Consider the following 16367-nt stretch of genomic DNA (forward strand, 5'->3'; position numbering starts at 1 on the left):
AGCAATAAGAACTAATCATAAGTCATTGTAATTGCGTAATATATTTAGTGGATTACATCTTGCAATAAGTTATATAAGCCAGCTATTTAAGGAGTACTATCATGGCAGATGTAGGAATCTTTTTTGGGACAGACACCGGAACAACACGAAAAATTGCTAAGCAAATTCATCAGCAATTAGGCGCTGATCTTAGCGACAAACCGCTTAATATTAATCGCGTTGATATCGACACCCTAAGCAGTTACAAAATGTTAATCCTAGGCACCCCAACTTTAGGCGAAGGCCAACTACCGGGTCTAGCCGCAGATTGCCAAGCAGAAAGCTGGGACGAGTTTTTACCGCAATTAGAAGTTGCAGATTTCTCCGGCATAAAAGTCGCGTTGTTTGGTTTAGGCGACCAAGTAAACTACGCTAGCGAGTTTGTAGATGGATTAGGTGAGCTTTACGACGCCATCGCAGAAACCGGCGCAGATCTCGTTGGCGAATGGCCAGCAGAGGGCTACGAGTTTGATGATTCATCAGCCTTGTTAGACAACGGTAAATTTGCAGGGCTAGTGCTAGATAACGACAACCAGAGTGAGTTACATGCAGAGCGCATGGCTGGCTGGTTAGAGCAGATAAAAGCAGAGTTTGGCGTTTAGCCACTTACTTTCTTGTAAAAATTAGAGCGCTTAAGCGCTCTTTTGTTTATTGCCTTATTGAAACTCTTCACCCTTATTATCTAAAGTTTTGCAGCCACATTGTTGGCATACTACGTAGCGGTCTAATAAATCTAGAGATGCACCTAATGTACTTGCTGTGCCACCAAAAAAGCCTTCCATAAATGCTTTAAAACGTTCTGTTTTACTGGTGCCATATTCAGATGGTTTCTGCTTCATTAGTTCTTTATGGTCTGTGTCTTCACCACACTTTTTACAATACTGCTTAAACATACAACGCTTTCCTTGCTTAAAAAATTAATACAGTTTTAGTCTTGGTAAGCTTAATCGTATTGCACACCGCGATGTTTAAGCCAACCATCAACATGGCGTCCGGCGGGGTCATGATGAGTCCAATGAACCACCCCACCTTTGCTATTCCATTCATATTCACCATAAAACTCAACTTTATCGCCCACTCTTAAATTCTTAAGGCGCGGGGCTAAATCGATATTGTGAGCAACCAACAGGGTTTGGCCATTGTTTAACTTAAGAATAAATCGTTGATGGCGTGAGCCCTGCTCGTCATCCGCTAATACTCTTACAACGTAACCTGAGCTATTAACCTGCAAATCACTGACTTTGTTCTTAAAAGCTGAGGCGATTTGCTGCTCACCACTTGCTAGTGCAAATAAACTAAAACACGCTAAGCTCAGCAGCACAGCGAACTGATATAAAGGTTTAAAAGACATAGAGAATCTGTTCCTAAATAATCCAAAACACTTAGTTAATAATTAACATTATCAATATAACTTATAAAGTTCATCAAATAACAATCACTAATTGCTAGAAATTGGCTGACTAAGCCTTAGGATTAACTAGGGTCTGTTGATCTTTGGTGTTGAAATTTTGTTCGAGATAAGCGGGCTTTAATCGCGGTAAGCACTTAGAAACCTAGAGGGCTAAGCAATAAGGGCTTAACAAGGAGTAAAGTTCGCTTATCCGAACCTTTCAGGCTGCATTTCTTAGCCATTTATTCAGCGTTAGCGAGTGATTCTTAAGCCCACTTAACTGCACACTCACTGCCTTGCCTAAATGGCTAATAAATCGCTGCAAAAACCATCAGCAAAGATCAACAGGCCCTAGATTATTTATCTTTGGCAGCCGACACTAGAAATTGGCTTTTGGGATTAGATTCGAGATTTGAACTGTCTTCAACCACCAACGAACGGTCTTTTAAACCTATGCCGGTACATTTAGTTTTCATTGACTCGGTTAATAGATAAAAGGCTTTATGGCTGGCTTCTTCATAACAAAGGCCTTCTGGGCGTATGTTAGAAATGCAGTTTCGGCTTGAATCTTTAGCACCGCGTTTAGGGTTCCAAGTAATATAAATACCCATGCTATCAGGCGATGTAAGACCAGGACGTTCGCCAATTAAAATTAGGGTAATTTTTGCCTTTAAACACTCACCTACATCATCTCCCACCGCCACGCGCCCTTGTTTGACAATGGTTAAAGGCGCTAAAGACCAAGAGTATTTATCATCCTTAGTTAACTTGGTCACCAAACTTTCTATCACTGGCGCTGCATGGCGTTGAATGGCGGTTGAAGAAAGCCCATCAGCTACAACAATAGCTAAGTCGTACTCTTGACTAATTTTGTCTCGATGCTTTAGCAAACTTTGCCACGAGGCTTCGCAGAGTTGGCGGCCAAGATCGGGACGCTGTAGATAGGTCATTCGATCATTAGCTTTGCTGTTTACTACCATGGGAGCATGTTTTATATGCTTTTGAATAATTGATGAAGCTTGTAGCTGCTCTATAAGACTTTCTACAGCTAAGGCCTTATGCACCGCGTCTATCGCGCGTGCGTGGTCAAGTTGAAAAGGTAGTAGCTGTTGAGTGGGAATACTGGTTCCAGCACGTCCAAGCGCTATACGCGCCGACGTAAACTGCTTTAAAGCCTGCCAAGGATTTTCGGCAACTAAACCAATAGCCTTCTTGCTTGATTTTGTAGAAGGCTTACTCATAGTTCATTTTTCTCAACTAAGGAGATAGGCGAGCTAAATGCTTGGGCAAGATTATGATTTAGTTGTACTTTCTCTACGTCACTAAATATATCCATGTTACTCAACCAAGTCTCAAACTCTGGCGCAGGTTTTAAGCCGAGCACTTTTCGAGCATAAAGCGCATCGTGAAAGGAGGTTGTTTGATAATTAAGCATGATATCGTCAGAGCCAGGAATGCCCATAATAAACGAACAACCAGCCACCCCCAATAAGGTAAGCAAATTGTCCATGTCATTTTGATCGGCATAAGCATGGTTGGTGTAGCAAATATCACAGCCCATCGGAAGGCCAAGTAGCTTGCCGCAAAAGTGGTCTTCTAAACCAGCACGGATAATTTGTTTACCATCAAACAGATATTCAGGGCCAATAAAGCCCACAACCGTATTCACCAAAAACGGATCGAAATGGCGTGCTACTGCATAAGCCCTGGCTTCGCAGGTTTGCTGATCAACCCCAAAATAAGCATCTGCCGATAGCGACGTTCCCTGGCCAGTTTCAAAGTACATCACGTTATTGCCAACGGTTCCGCGCTTTAACGACAACGCGGCGTCTTGGGCTTCTTGCAGCACATTGAGGTTCACACCAAAGGTGTCATTAGTGCCTTGTGTTCCGCCAATGGATTGAAAAACCAGATCAACAGGCGCACCTTTGTCTATGGTTTCTATGGTGTTTGTCACATGAGTCAATACACAAGACTGAGTTGGAATTTGATAATGCTGAATGACTTCGTCTAAAAAGTTTAGAAGCTTGATAGTTTGCGGAACATTATCAGTGGCTGGGTTAATACCTATTACGGCGTCACCATTGCCATACATTAAGCCATCAAAGATTGTCGCGGCAATGCCATCTAAAGAGTCTGTTGGGTGATTAGGCTGTAAACGAGTAGATAGTCGATTTTCTAATCCAACAGTGTTACGAAACGCCGTGATTACACGACACTTCTTCGCTACCAAGATTAAATCTTGGTTACGCATTATCTTGCTTACTGCTGCAACCATTTCGGGGCTAAGCCCAGGCCGGAGCGCCGCTAATGCTTCGGCGTCGGCTTCGTCACTTAATAACCAATTGCGAAAATCTCCAACGGTCATATGTGAGATAGGCGCAAATGCCACGCTATCGTGGTTATCTATAATTAGCCGGGTAATCTCGTCAGATTCATAGGGAACCAGCACTTCATTTAGAAAGGTTTTTAAGGGCAAGTTAGCTAATGTCATTTGCGCTACAACGCGCTGCTCGGCAGTTTCTGCACTTACACCCGCAAGAATATCGCCCGAGCGCTCTGGGGTAGCCTTTGCCATTAGCTCGGCTAATGAACCAAAGTTGTATACGGTGTCCCCTTGTTGCCAGCGATACGCTGCCATAGCCATCCCTTTCGTTGTACTTCAAATAGCAGCAACAACGACTTACGCCGTTGCTGCTCTGGTTTGTTAGCTGTAGCGGTAAGGTCTACCTGCTTTTTCCATGTCAGCGTTGTATTTCTTAAAGATTTCTACAATCTTAGCCTTAGTTGGCGATTCTTTGGCGATTTCATCCCAGAATACATGTGCCTCTGCTTCAACCGTAGCCCATTCTTCATCAGGAATCGAAGTTAGCTTCATATCACTACCCTCAACTCGCAGTTTAGCTTCGCCACCCCAGTACCACCATTGACGGTAATAATGTGACGTATCTAAACATAGCCCTAGAAGCTCTTTAAGGTGATCAGGTAATGCATTGTAGCGATCCATATTGGCAAAGAATGAACCTATCCAAGCACCAGAAATATTGTTTGTTAAGAAGTAATCGGTAACCTTAGACCAACCCACGGTGTAGTCTTCGGTAATGCCCGACCAAGCAATACCGTCTAGCTCTCCCGTTTGCAGAGCAACTTCAACATCTTCCCAAGGAATAGACACCGGCACCACACCAAACTTAGCCAAGAAGCGACCAGCAGTTGGGAAGGTAAATACTCTTAATCCCTTAAGATCTTTAAGGCTAGTAATAGGTTTTTTAGTAGCAAAATGACATGGATCCCAAGCACCCGCAGAAATGTGCTTAACACCTACTTTGGCGTACTCTTCTTTCCAAATTTTGTCTAAACCATATTGATTAAACAATACAGGCACATCCAGTGAATAACGGCTACCAAATGGGAAGTAACCGCCAAAGGTGGTTACTTCTGTAGGAGAAGCCATAGAGTCATCATCAGATTGAACCGCATCAATAATGCCTTTTTGCATGGCGCGAAATAGCTCGCCCGTTGGTACCAGCTGATCGGCAAAATAGAGCTCAATTTGCATCTCTTCACCGGCAATGCGGTTGAATGCTTCAATGGCCGGCTTTATTACATGCTCAGCTAAAGCTGGACCTGCATAGGTTTGCATACGCCATTTAATCTTCGGGCTAGCGGCAAAGGTTTTGGCCGGAGCCAACATGGTACCCGCGGTAAGTGCAACAGCACTTGTTAAAAACTTACGTCTTGAGTTCATTGTTATCCCTCCAGTGGATTATTGCTAGCAGACCCTTGCCCGCCTTAAGGTAAATATTGGTTAATAAGCTATTGAATAAATTAAGTTTTACTTGCCATATACATAATCAGGAAGCCATAAAGCTAAACTTGGAAAAACCATTACTAGGATTAATGCAAAAACCATAATGCCGACAAATGGAACTACCGAACCGTAAATGTCACGCAGGCTAATTTGCGGCGGAGCCATAGCACGCATCAAAAAGAGGTTGTAGCCAAAAGGCGGAGTCATATAGGCAATTTGGGAAGTCACGGTATAGAGAACGCCGTACCAAATAAGGTCAAAACCTAGTGCATTAACCAGAGGCACATATAGCGGCGCAACAATCACCAACATAGCGGTGTCGTCTAAAAAGGTGCCCATCACCAAAAACGACAACTGCATTAAAATAAGAATCGCCCAAGGCCCAAGCCCTAGCTGCTCGGTAAACAAATGCTCAATGGATTTTACTGCGCCCAAGCCATCAAATATGGCCCCAAAACCAAGGGCAGCAAGAATGATCCACATAAACATACAAGAGATGGCCAAGGTACTACGTACAGAGTTCTCAAATACCTGTTTGGTCATGCGCCGTTTGAGAATAGCGGCCAAGAATGCTGCCATTGCACCAATAGCCGAGCTTTCTACTAAGCTTGTCCACCCATTAACAAAAGGAATCATCATTGAGGCAAAGATGCCAAGGGGTAACAGCCCTGCCCTAAGTAGCCTTAGTTTTTCGGCCATAGGCACGTTACGCTCTTCCTCGCTTAACACCGGGCCTAAGCTGGGGTTAATCCGACAACGTACTGCAATATAGATAATGAACAGTGTTGCCATCACCAAACCTGGAATAATACCAGCTAGCCAAAGTTGACCAACTGGCTGGCGCGCAATCATCGCGTAAAGCACCAATACCACCGAGGGAGGCACTAATATGCCTAAAGACGAACCGGCCTGAATAACCCCAGTGACCATTTTTTTGTCGTAGTTACGCTTTAACAGTTCGGGTAGCGCAATGGTGGCACCTATCGCCATCCCAGCCACCGACAAACCATTCATTGCCGAAACCAGCACCATAAGCCCAATGGTACCAATGGCTAATCCACCGGGCATCGGCCCCATCCAAACATGAAACATCTTGTATAGGTCGTCGGCAATTTTTGATTCCGACAACACATAGCCCATGAAAATGAACATTGGCAGCGTAAGCATCGGATACCAATTCATTAGCTTCATGCTGGCAGTAAATGGAATTTCGGCGCCGCCAGTACCCCAAAGTAATATGGCGGCAATTGAGGCTACCGCGCCTATTGCAGCAAATACACGTTGACCCGTTGCCATTAGCAACATCATCAACGAGAACATCATTGTTGCTATCATGCCGTAACTCATTTGATCTGAACTCCTCGAATAACTGCAATATCTTTAATTAATTGGGAAATGGCCTGCAAAATCATCATCACAAAACCGGTGCACATTAGTGCTTTAATAGGCCACAACAATGGGCGCCAAGCAGAGCGAGTTCGTTGGCTATATTCAAGGGAGTAAAGTGTGCTTTCTAAGCCACCGTATAGCAGTACAATTAAATAGAAAATCAAGAAGAAGATGGTGAATGCATCAACCCAAGCGCGTTTTTTAATTGACCAATTTCCATAAAATAGGTCCATGCGCACATTGGCATTTAGCTGCATCGCATAAGCGCCACCAATAATGTAGTAAGCAACCATCATGAATTGCGCAGACTCTAAGGTCCAGAGAGACGGCATAAAGAAAGTTTTTGATACCGATGACCACATAAGCACACCAACAATCAAAAATATCCCATACATCATTAAGCGACCAACTCTTCGATTGAACGCATCAACATATTTGACATAGGCAATAATAAAACTCGGCATTAACTTTCCTTTTTATACGAACACATGGGTAAAACCTTTTTCCCATTTACAGCTGTTAGTCCTTAAAGCAGTACAACTGGCTATTTTTTACTCACACCTAGGGTCCAAAAATTCCAGCTATACATCGAAGAACACTTGCAAGAATTGGCCTTGTGATTCCCTGCTAGTCAAAGATTAAGTAGCCATATTGTTGTCCATATTTATTAACAAATAAGGCAATATATCCTTAACAATTTAACTGGACCAGTTTTTGCTGCTCTTGCATCAACAACCATAAGTAAGGTTCAGCAATAGCTATTCCGATTAACTATCAATTATTGGCAACATTAAAAATGCATATAAAACAATAAGATAATAGGCATATCGCCCTAAATTGGTTCAGAGCTTGAATCGAGGAAGATAAATATGGTGACAAATACGCAAACAAACGGTGACTCATTGTTGTGCACAATTCACTCTAATGATGCAAATCATCAAGCGGCAAACTTAGTTAACTGGCAGCAAGAGTTTGATCAACTAAGCAAAGGTCGCTTTGTTGGTCAAATAAATGAAATTAACTTCCCGAATATTCATGTATTTCGCGAAGACACCAACCAAGAGCTAAGGCAGCAATGCCAAGTTGAAGAAGGAGGATTATGGATAGGTTTTAGTAGCAATCAAAAAAGTTGTCGTATTAACAACCAAACCACCCGCCATAGTCAGTTTTTATGCCGACCAGGTAGCCTAGACTTTGAATTGCTCACGCCCGAACACTTTTCTATTTATGGCTTGGTATTGCACAAAAGTTTATTCAGCCAATTAGAAGAACAACAAGATGACCCCATTATTAGCCAAAGTTTTGATAGCTTATGGCTAGATAATATCCCCGCTAGTACCTTACAAACCTTTCAGCAATACCTGTCTCAACTGTTACAAACAGAAGGCAGTCGCTGGAGCAGCAACACCCAAGCACTCATTTTAGAAGACGCAGTGCTTAACCTACTTAGCCAAGCACAAAAACCCGCTTTAGTTAGCGCCCCTGCTTTACATCAACGCCAACGCATTATGCAACGGGTTAAAAGCTACCTTACAGAATCTCGTCTTAAAAACCCTATTACCATTAGCGAGCTATGTGCTGCAGTGCATGTTAGTCGCCGCACCCTGCAATATACCTTTAGCCAATGCTGCGATATGACACCAAAACAATACATCCAGATAATTCGGCTAAACCAAGTTAGGCGAGCATTACTGCATTGCCAGCATCAACAAACCATTGCTGAAGTGGCATTTGATTATGGCTTTTTTCATCTAGGACAATTTTGCCGGGATTACAAAAGACTGTTTTGCGAAACACCCAGTGAAACCAGACGCCGAGAGTTTGCCTAACCTTGTGTTGTTCGAAATAACAAGCGCAGGCGTTATTCCTGCTTTAAATTCGTAGCAGCTTGTAAGCTACCAAAGTGGCATTTGGCTTATTGCATCACTTTGCACAAAGGTCCCGACAAATTGCTCTACGTTTTCTTCACCATTGGCATAGAGTACATACAGGTTGTAAGTAAGCTCGCCTTCACCGTCGCCTTGGGTGGCATCACTCACTATCGGTTGAACTTGTAGCGTAGCTGTGGAACTTGGCTCGATTAAAAGCGGCGAATCAAAAACCAGCTCAGAGACTGGATTTAAGTGATTTAAATATATCGTTTGCTGGTTGTTGGAAGTATTTAGTGGTGATCCTCCATCGCTTGCCTCACCGCCTGTCGAATATAAGTTTTTGGCTCTAAAGCCGTAAACAGTTACTAAGGCCTGCTCTTGGTTTTCAAACAGCATGTTTAGTTTAGGCGGTTCAATCAATCCCGATATATAACTAATCGCGGCACTATGCCATAGATAATCAGACGTGGTGTCATCAAACTCAGCGAACTTCGAGATTTTTGGATCTCGTAGCATTTTAGTTTTTATAGATTCTGGTATTTGACTAGCACGCCAAGGGGACTCAGCGTTTTGATTATTTGGGTATAACCACTCAAGGTTAGCGCTATCGCGTTGCCAGAAAACTTGATGAACGGCTAGGCCTTTCGCGTTCACAATATAAGGAGTATTCGAGTAAACCCACATGGATGCATCTTCTTGGTAACCCAAGTTTCTGTTGTTGTATTCTCGTAAAGGCTCCCATAAATCGTCTACTGTTAAGCCTTTAAGCTTCCATGTTCCAAATTCGGAGCTAACTTGATCTTCGGGCGAAATATAGACACTGTTTAGCACCAAATTGCTTGGTGCGTCTGGTGGAGGAGTTACAGTGGAAGAACACCCCAAACTCAGCCAGAACACTGCCGCAAACATAGCAACTAGAAAACCCTTAATGGTTAGATTCATCCTATCCTCTCAAATTGTAAACCTAAGACCTAACTAGAAGTAAATAGTCTACTTAACTGGCAGTAAATGAGTAAAAACCAGCAAGCAGTGGTTTTACATTATTGAATGTATTCAACTAATTGGCCATGGGATAATAAGTAAAGCTCTGGGTATGGTGCTAAACCATGATCTTTCAACAGCCGATTCACATCCCTATAAGTACGCACTATCTGTTTCTGATCTAGCTTCGCCACATCAACAATGTTTTGTTTAATTACCGGGTCTGTTTTTTTGGGCAAATAGCCTAGATAGAAGCGATCGCAAGCTTTGAGATTCTCAGAAAATAATCTCGCTGTAAGGCATTGTTCGAAATCCTCGATGGCTTGGCTATCTGCTTCTTGTTGCGCTGTTATAGGGCCAAAACTAACAAAATAAAATAGTAAACCCGCAGCTAACAAAGAGGTACTGCTTATAGCGAGCCAAGTCTTCTTACTGCTTAAAATACTCAATGCCACTTGCATGTCTCTATTGTTTATTGACGCCAAAAGCAGCGAGCGCCGATTTTTGGCGTCCGCTGCCTTTGTTTGTTATGCATTTTCACCAATTAACTCTACTTGTGTATTAAGTATTTGGTGCATCATTATGAGTGAAAATTTCACTCCGTCCTTTTCTTCGATCATATCCTTAAGATATATCTTGTTGTCGTCGTATTTTTCGGGAAAACGAATACTCATATAAGTCATGCGTTTTTTATCTGCTTCCCAGAAGCGATACTTCACTTCATCGTGACCTACATACTTCTTTAGAAAGCGGTCAATCGTCAGGCCTTCTCTCTGCCAATTAACTAGTTCTTTACTCACCCACACCTCACCCCATGTTTCAAATACGGGAAAATGAGCGAGTACGTTACGCACGAACTTAAACAGAGGGCCTCCAATCTCAGATTCCATCGGAGGACGTTGCGTCTTTAGCGCTTCAAGTACATGCTTGAATGGCTCATAAGTCAAAAGCTCGGCATAAACTGCAAAGATGCTCGACACTTTGCCAAACCTATAGCAACCCCCTTTTTCCCAGAAATCATCCATCATGATCTCATCGAACAAGTCGTAAAACCGGTTGTACCCAAGACTGAGGAACAACTCTTCGGATTTATTAGGTCTCGCTTCCATTGCACAATCTACCTAGATGCATAACGCCTCATTAAGGGGCAATAAAATAGTTGGCTAAAATTAGCGACGAAGGAGCAAAAGCCAACTGTTTTTTGTCCTGCTTTAATGACTTGTTATGCAGCCATTGCATCTTGTATCAATGTTTTTGCTTTGTTGTAAATTTCACAGTTTTCTAAAAAATTAGAACAAAAGCCAGAGTATTTTTCTCTAGGGTCAGTTAATTGCTCAATTTTTTCAATTGCTTCGTTGATGCTTCTTAACCTATTTCTTTTTTTTGCATCTGTATCTGCATCATAATAATCCGCTATAGCCTCTTGGAGTGTATCTTGGAAAAAATATAGATTAACTAGAATCTCAGAGCGCGGTTTCATTAATCTAACCGAATTTAAACCACAAACTTCAATTGAATTGTCGCCAATGGATTTATTTGCACCTGACTTGGCTAATATTCGAATATCTGAATATTCAAAGATTTCTTTTGGATCCATTTCATAAGGGTTAACAATTGGATCTATCGAAGTATCATGATCTAATTTTGAACCGTTACATTTTCTACAACAGGGTAATAGGTTTTCCCACTCAAATGTAAAATCAGGATGTATTGACTTTGGCTTGAAATGTTCAACTTCAATATTCCCGCCTTCAGCGGGCTTGCATTCGCAAAAAGCACACTTTTCATGAGAAGTATTAAATAGTTCTTCTTTAATATCATCGTGCCTATAGAATTTTGTAAGTTTAGACTTTTCATCTTTAGGAATAGCCGAATAACTTCCATATGCAGCAATCGCTGTTTTTAAATGGCACAGCCAAGTATATTCATTGTCTTGTAGCACCTTCGGTTTGCTGGTTCGATTTAACTTAATCATTAGAAACAGCCACCATAGATGCCATACGAGTATTTAGAACTGTTAAGATAGTGTCATTTGGGTGACATACCATTTTCAGTTTTTCAATTGCTTGATTTAAACCATCTATTGATTTGGCCTCTATTTGAACGAACGCCTCATTTATCAGTTTTTCATAATCTTTGTTTTCTAAACTTTTCACCCCCATGATCTCTGAGAGTATCTGATCTGTACTCCAACCCGAAAACCTGAATTTTGACGGCTCTAAATTATACTCGTTTTCATATTCATTCTTAGCCATAACAATCACTTCATTTTCTCTAGCAGAAGCCAATAAATGAGGTGAATGAGTTGTAACTATAAACTGAAGGTTTGGAAATATATTTGTAAGTCCATCTCTTAGAGTAAATTGCCACTCAGGGTGCAAGTGAAGATCAAGTTCATCAATTAAAACCGTCCCTTGAGCTTCAGAGGCAATGCGCTCCCCTTCATCTCTTGTACCTTCGATCCATTCAAAAATTTCGGCAATGATTGATAATACAGCTTGGAAACCTGCTGATAATTCTTCTAAATAGCATTCATTACCGTAAATGGAGAAAATGGGTTCTAAATCTTTACCTGTCTTTACATATGAAAAATTGCTATGGAATGGTCCAAGTGTTTGCAAATTATTTATCATATGCTCCCAATTTTCTCGCTCTTCTTTGGCCCATTCTTTATCAATCATAAAGTATCGATTCACAAACCACTGTTTTATGTTAGTTTGCTTATCACCATATAGAGAATGCGAGCTTGTAGCCAACCTGTTGTTTAATTGCTCTTCTATTGGTTGTTCTCGTTGCATACCACTAATTTGTTGGTATTTTATATTTCTATGTGCCCCAATAAATAAGGGACAAAACTCCCTTAATTTACTTTTAGACTCATGTATTAGAATATTTTCTCTATTCTCTTCTTGGGTAGGGGGAGTCCATGCTTTTATCGTACTTTTACGGTAACCGTCATTTTTAATAGAGTTCTGACCAACACCAATCCGCTTTTTATGGTCCTTTAAAGTTAAATCAGTCCAAAACTCAGAATCGTCACCTAAGCGCGAATATTGGAAGCCCCGATGATCAAAGCAATGAGATATGCCGGCTAAAATAGAAGTTTTACCGCAACCATTAGGTCCTGCAATAAAATTAAATCCTTTATTAAATGAAATATTTAATTCTTTAAATTGACGCACCTTTTTCAGATGCAATTTTTCTATATAGCTTGCTGACAATGCCATACTCCTTTTTTGGCTGCATAACAGCTTATTAATATGAAAAATTCCTTGTTTAAACACGGAATTTTTCCTCTTATCATACATTTTATAAAATAAAGGTTATCACCTTTCCTAAGCTACATCAGCCACCTAGCTCGAAAAATAACAAAAACATCAGCATGAAAGTATGCAATCACTTGTAGAAAGTAGGAATCGCAACAACACTGTGTATAAAAACAGTTATTGTGAGGTTTAGGGGTTTACGCACCAGACAGTTAAAAAGCTAAAACTACTGGGGATTACGACTAAGGAGCTTGTTTCTTGAACTGTGGAACACCGTCGGGTATCAGTTCCCAACTGGCTTTTGAATCCACATATATGTGGCGACTTAGTTTTATATTGGGGTCGCCGTTTATGCAGCCTAAGGTTACACCATGTACTTCTTCTTGATATACACCTACTAAGGTAGAACCACATTTGCTGCAAAACTGTAAACCAAAGCTCTGCTCTCCTATGTATGAAGTAAGCAAGGTTTCGCCTCTTAACCAAGAAAACTCGTCAGATTTAACTAAGGCATAAGCAGAGGCTTGGGCACTAAAAGCTTTGCGGCATCGGGAACAATGGCAGGAGCGAGCATCGTGTAACTCGCCCTCTATTTGGTATTTAATTGCACCACAAAAGCATTCTCCGGTAATGGCCATGGGCGCTCCTAAATTATCGAAAAGTCTTGGTTTTTGGCATGTTCTTACTGCGCGTTTAGGCAAACAGCTCAATTAGTTTAGCGACTTGCGTTATTGCCAACAAACCACCACACACAATAAGTGTAGTGCCAGTAGACGTGTCGTTACTAGATGCTGAATTACCCGCAGAACTTTTGCGATCTCTTAATACCTTGCCCCACACGACTAAGGCAACAGCACACAAGATAATAGTAAGATGTATGGCTAAGCTAGACAAAACCTCAGTTTCCACTCGGTATCCTTAACAGCAGTTATTGGCGAAAAATTTAAATCCGCTTTGCTTTGATGAAAACGGCAGCGCCTTAGCTTAATGCCTTAGTGGGATATAGTAAAAGCTTAGCTGGACTTACTTGCTTGTGTCTTTGTTGACCAAAGGCGCAGAGGATATTTTGGTAGGTACTTTAACTTGTTGGTTAAGCGTGTCTTTTACCTCGCCTAACTCAAGCTCTTTCTCAATTTTGGTGGATACCTCAGCCATGGAGGTTTTAGCTTTGTTGTACCATGCAAATCCAGTGCGCAAGGCATTAGGTAGGCGTTGAGGGCCCAATATAACGAGGCCCAAAACAGTAATAAGCAAAATCTCTAAGGAGCCAACATCAAACATGTTTAGCTACCAAGTTGCTTGTTGTTGTCGCCCTGCTCTGCGCTTATTGGGTTACTCACATTTTGTTGAGTATTATCTTCGCTCATCGCTTGTTTAAAACCTTTAATGGTAGAGCCTAAATCCCCACCCAAACCTCTTAAGCGTTTGGTTCCAAACAACAAGGCAACGATTACAGCAATAATTGCCAGTTGCCACACACTAATTCCAGCCATTTCTTCTTCCTTAAACTGTTAACTAAAACAGGCCCATCTGGACCTGTTATATGTTTCTAGAGTTAATTACACACCTAGCTCGCCACCGTCGGCTTTACGAATAGCCACAACCGATGCGCGAGGACGAAGATCCATGCCTACTGGCGTTTCTTCTGCTGCATTGTTGCTGTAAGGCCAGTTACCAGGATGCTGGATAGACACAAACATGGTGGTGTAATCTGGGCTAATGGTAAAACCGGTAACTTCACAGCCATTAGGGCCAACAAAGAAACGACGTAATTCGCCTTGGTTCTCGCTGTTAATGGTGTCTGCATTACCGTCTGCGTCTTTAATCGCTGAAGGTACAACCGCTAGCATTTGATCGTTAGTGTAGCTGGTTACTTCATCAGCGCCGTTATCGGTTTGAATCCACAAAATACCGCGATTATCAAAGGCTAAACCATCTGGGCTAGCAAACTGGTTAAACTCGCTTAGGCCAGATAAGTTTGTGGCTTCGTCGCCGTCGGCTGGAGAGCCAAATACAAAGAGGTCCCAAGTAAAGTCGGTAGCAGCTTCGCCTTCGTCCCAACGGATAACATGACCAAACTTGTTGTTTAGGCGTGGGTTAGCTGGGTTAGTACCAGTGGTTTCATCACGGCGCGTATTATTAGTTAGAGTTAAGTAAACAGAACCAGTAATTGGGTCTACCGCACACCACTCTGGGCGGTCCATTTGAGTTGCACCAACCAAGTCTGCTGCACCAGCAGTGTTTAAAATAATCGCCGCTAGAGAATCAAAGTGATCACCCAGCGTGCCGCCATCTGTGGTAGCGCCATCTAAGGTTAACGGCAACCAATGGCCAACACCGTCGGCATCAAATTTAGCCACATATAAGGTGCCTTCGTCCATGTACTTATCGCCCATGGCTAAACGGTCGCTAGCTTCTGCGTCTGCTGCATCCCAAACTGCGGTAGACACAAATTTGTACATGTATTCAAAACGCGAATCGTGACCAGAATAAAACACAATCGGCTTGCCAACTTCAAGGGTACCAAAGGTACAACCTTCGTGGCGGAATCGACCTAAAGCGGTACGTTTAACTGCGCGCGAATTAGCTGTGTAAGGGTTAATTTCTACAATATAACCGTGGCCGTTAGCTTCGTTACGGTAGTCGTCCATGGCGCTTGCACCACTTGGAGTTACGTTAAAACGAGAGAACTCGTCGACACGCTCATCGGCGTGACCGGCTAGGGTTTCCCAGCCATAACGCGCTGTGCCAGAGGTATCTAAACCAATTCGGTCTTGCTCTGCAGTGGTGGTACCTAAGTTGATGAAGTAACCAGGCCAATTTTCTTCACAAGTTAAGTAAGTGCCCCAAGGCGTGTAACCATTACCACAGTTGTTTAAAGTACCGCGTGCTTGGCTGCCATCTGGCGAGAACGGTGTAACTAACAAGCTTGAGTTGGCTAATGGGCCTGAAATATCCATAACCGTTGCACCAGTGTAACGGCGGTTTAATGGATCACTTTCTACCATCACCCACTGACCGTCTTCCTGCAACTGAATACGAATAACACTTACACCGTGAGCGGCAATTTCTTTACGTACTTGGTCAACGCTGCTGCGAATACCCGCGTCATCTCTGTCGCTGCCATTTTGATGCAAAGCATTTTGGTCGATGTACTCATGGTTTACCGCTAGTAAGCCATCGGTACCAGCGTCATTTAATGGGAAGAAATGTAAGCCATCGTGATGCATTCCCATAGAGTTGTTTTGATCAACTGCGTCGTTAGTGCCGTCATCTTTCCAGGCTTCTGCCATAGCATTGATTGGCTGGCCCCATGGCGCAAGTACTTGAGCGGTGTAACCTTCAGGAACACTTACTGCGTCAATTTTAGAACCAGCAATAGAGTTGAAGTTTAAGCTAGCACTTGGAGCGGCAGCACCACCGCCAGTAGCAGAGTTAGAAGAATTACAACCAGCTAAACCAAAAGCGCCAAAGGTAGCCATAGCGCTTAGGCCAAGTCCACCTTTAAGAATTTTACGACGAGACATGCGAACATCTAATACTTCATCAAAGGTAGGGTTGTTACTTTTATTGAAGCGAGTTGGGTTAAATATTTCCTTGCTCATTTTCTTATATCCTAG

19 protein-coding genes are annotated in these 16367 nt (G+C 42.3%); 2 read left to right on the forward strand and 17 right to left on the reverse strand.

Annotation, left to right across the window (positions count from 1 at the left end; all coding sequences use genetic code 11):
- Nucleotides 1-101 precede the first annotated feature (101 nt).
- Nucleotides 102-641, forward strand: coding sequence for a flavodoxin (locus K5609_RS11045; RefSeq protein ID WP_016401533.1), 540 nt, complete (start codon nt 102-104; stop codon nt 639-641).
- Between the two features lie 54 nt (nt 642-695).
- Here the strand turns inward: K5609_RS11045 and K5609_RS11050 are convergent, their stop codons facing one another.
- The 7 genes from K5609_RS11050 to K5609_RS11080 all read right to left on the reverse strand — a co-directional run bounded on the left by K5609_RS11050 (nt 696) and on the right by K5609_RS11080 (nt 7093).
- Entirely contained in the window at nt 696-932 is a 237-nt protein-coding gene (locus K5609_RS11050) for a hypothetical protein (protein ID WP_221073700.1), read from the reverse strand.
- Nucleotides 933-982: 50 nt separating this feature from the next.
- A complete protein-coding gene (locus K5609_RS11055) occupies nt 983-1390 on the reverse strand; it encodes a DUF3465 domain-containing protein (RefSeq protein WP_221073701.1) in 408 nt (135 codons plus the stop codon).
- Nucleotides 1391-1785: 395 nt separating this feature from the next.
- Nucleotides 1786-2670 carry an ethanolamine ammonia-lyase subunit EutC gene (gene eutC, locus K5609_RS11060; RefSeq protein WP_221073702.1) on the reverse strand — a complete coding sequence of 295 codons (885 nt, stop codon included), beginning with the start codon at nt 2668-2670 and terminating at the stop codon, nt 1786-1788.
- Entirely contained in the window at nt 2667-4070 is a 1404-nt protein-coding gene (locus K5609_RS11065; RefSeq protein WP_221073703.1) for an ethanolamine ammonia-lyase subunit EutB, read from the reverse strand. The genes eutC and K5609_RS11065 overlap by 4 nt, the downstream gene beginning before the upstream one ends.
- A gap of 66 nt (nt 4071-4136) precedes the next feature.
- Nucleotides 4137-5177 (reverse strand): TRAP transporter substrate-binding protein, encoded by a 1041-nt coding sequence (locus tag K5609_RS11070; protein ID WP_152784836.1) that lies wholly within the window; start codon nt 5175-5177, stop codon nt 4137-4139.
- 87 nt (nt 5178-5264) lie between these two features.
- A complete protein-coding gene (locus K5609_RS11075) occupies nt 5265-6587 on the reverse strand; it encodes a TRAP transporter large permease (RefSeq protein ID WP_016401539.1) in 1323 nt (440 codons plus the stop codon).
- Nucleotides 6584-7093: a TRAP transporter small permease subunit gene (locus tag K5609_RS11080; protein WP_221073704.1), complete on the reverse strand. Its 510-nt coding sequence runs from the start codon at nt 7091-7093 to the stop codon at nt 6584-6586. The genes K5609_RS11075 and K5609_RS11080 overlap by 4 nt, the downstream gene beginning before the upstream one ends.
- A 405-nt stretch (nt 7094-7498) precedes the next feature.
- Here K5609_RS11080 and K5609_RS11085 point away from each other — a divergent pair, with 405 nt between their 5' ends.
- On the forward strand, nt 7499-8458 hold the full coding sequence (locus K5609_RS11085; RefSeq protein ID WP_221073705.1) for a helix-turn-helix domain-containing protein: 960 nt from the start codon (nt 7499-7501) through the stop codon (nt 8456-8458).
- Between the two features lie 66 nt (nt 8459-8524).
- Here the strand turns inward: K5609_RS11085 and K5609_RS11090 are convergent, their stop codons facing one another.
- The 10 genes from K5609_RS11090 to K5609_RS11135 form a co-directional block, all read right to left on the reverse strand.
- Nucleotides 8525-9442 (reverse strand): hypothetical protein, encoded by a 918-nt coding sequence (locus tag K5609_RS11090; protein ID WP_221073706.1) that lies wholly within the window; start codon nt 9440-9442, stop codon nt 8525-8527.
- Nucleotides 9443-9540: 98 nt separating this feature from the next.
- Nucleotides 9541-9879, reverse strand: a complete 339-nt coding sequence (locus K5609_RS11095) for a hypothetical protein (protein WP_221073707.1) — start codon at nt 9877-9879, stop codon at nt 9541-9543.
- Nucleotides 9880-10008: 129 nt separating this feature from the next.
- Nucleotides 10009-10590, reverse strand: coding sequence for a hypothetical protein (locus tag K5609_RS11100; protein ID WP_221073708.1), 582 nt, complete (start codon nt 10588-10590; stop codon nt 10009-10011).
- Nucleotides 10591-10703: 113 nt separating this feature from the next.
- The gene (locus K5609_RS11105) at nt 10704-11456 is read right to left on the reverse strand and encodes an HNH endonuclease family protein (protein ID WP_221073709.1); all 753 of its coding nucleotides are present in this window, start codon (nt 11454-11456) and stop codon (nt 10704-10706) included.
- A complete protein-coding gene (locus tag K5609_RS11110) occupies nt 11449-12765 on the reverse strand; it encodes an AAA family ATPase (RefSeq protein ID WP_221073710.1) in 1317 nt (438 codons plus the stop codon). Before K5609_RS11110 ends, K5609_RS11105 begins: the two co-directional genes overlap by 8 nt.
- Nucleotides 12766-12989: 224 nt before the next feature.
- Nucleotides 12990-13385: a GFA family protein gene (locus tag K5609_RS11115; RefSeq protein ID WP_221073711.1), complete on the reverse strand. Its 396-nt coding sequence runs from the start codon at nt 13383-13385 to the stop codon at nt 12990-12992.
- A 55-nt stretch (nt 13386-13440) separates the two neighbouring features.
- Nucleotides 13441-13656 (reverse strand): hypothetical protein, encoded by a 216-nt coding sequence (locus K5609_RS11120; protein ID WP_152784823.1) that lies wholly within the window; start codon nt 13654-13656, stop codon nt 13441-13443.
- Nucleotides 13657-13770: 114 nt separating this feature from the next.
- Complete coding sequence (gene tatB / locus K5609_RS11125; protein WP_221073712.1) at nt 13771-14028, reverse strand: Sec-independent protein translocase protein TatB; 258 nt, start codon at nt 14026-14028, stop codon at nt 13771-13773.
- A 2-nt stretch (nt 14029-14030) separates the two neighbouring features.
- Nucleotides 14031-14240 carry a twin-arginine translocase TatA/TatE family subunit gene (gene tatA / locus K5609_RS11130; RefSeq protein ID WP_016401547.1) on the reverse strand — a complete coding sequence of 70 codons (210 nt, stop codon included), beginning with the start codon at nt 14238-14240 and terminating at the stop codon, nt 14031-14033.
- Between the two features lie 66 nt (nt 14241-14306).
- Nucleotides 14307-16352: a PhoX family protein gene (locus tag K5609_RS11135; protein WP_221073713.1), complete on the reverse strand. Its 2046-nt coding sequence runs from the start codon at nt 16350-16352 to the stop codon at nt 14307-14309.
- Nucleotides 16353-16367 lie beyond the last annotated feature (15 nt).

Origin of the sequence: Agarivorans aestuarii (assembly GCF_019670125.1) — a bacterium.
In the GTDB taxonomy this organism is placed as follows: domain Bacteria; phylum Pseudomonadota; class Gammaproteobacteria; order Enterobacterales; family Celerinatantimonadaceae; genus Agarivorans; species Agarivorans aestuarii.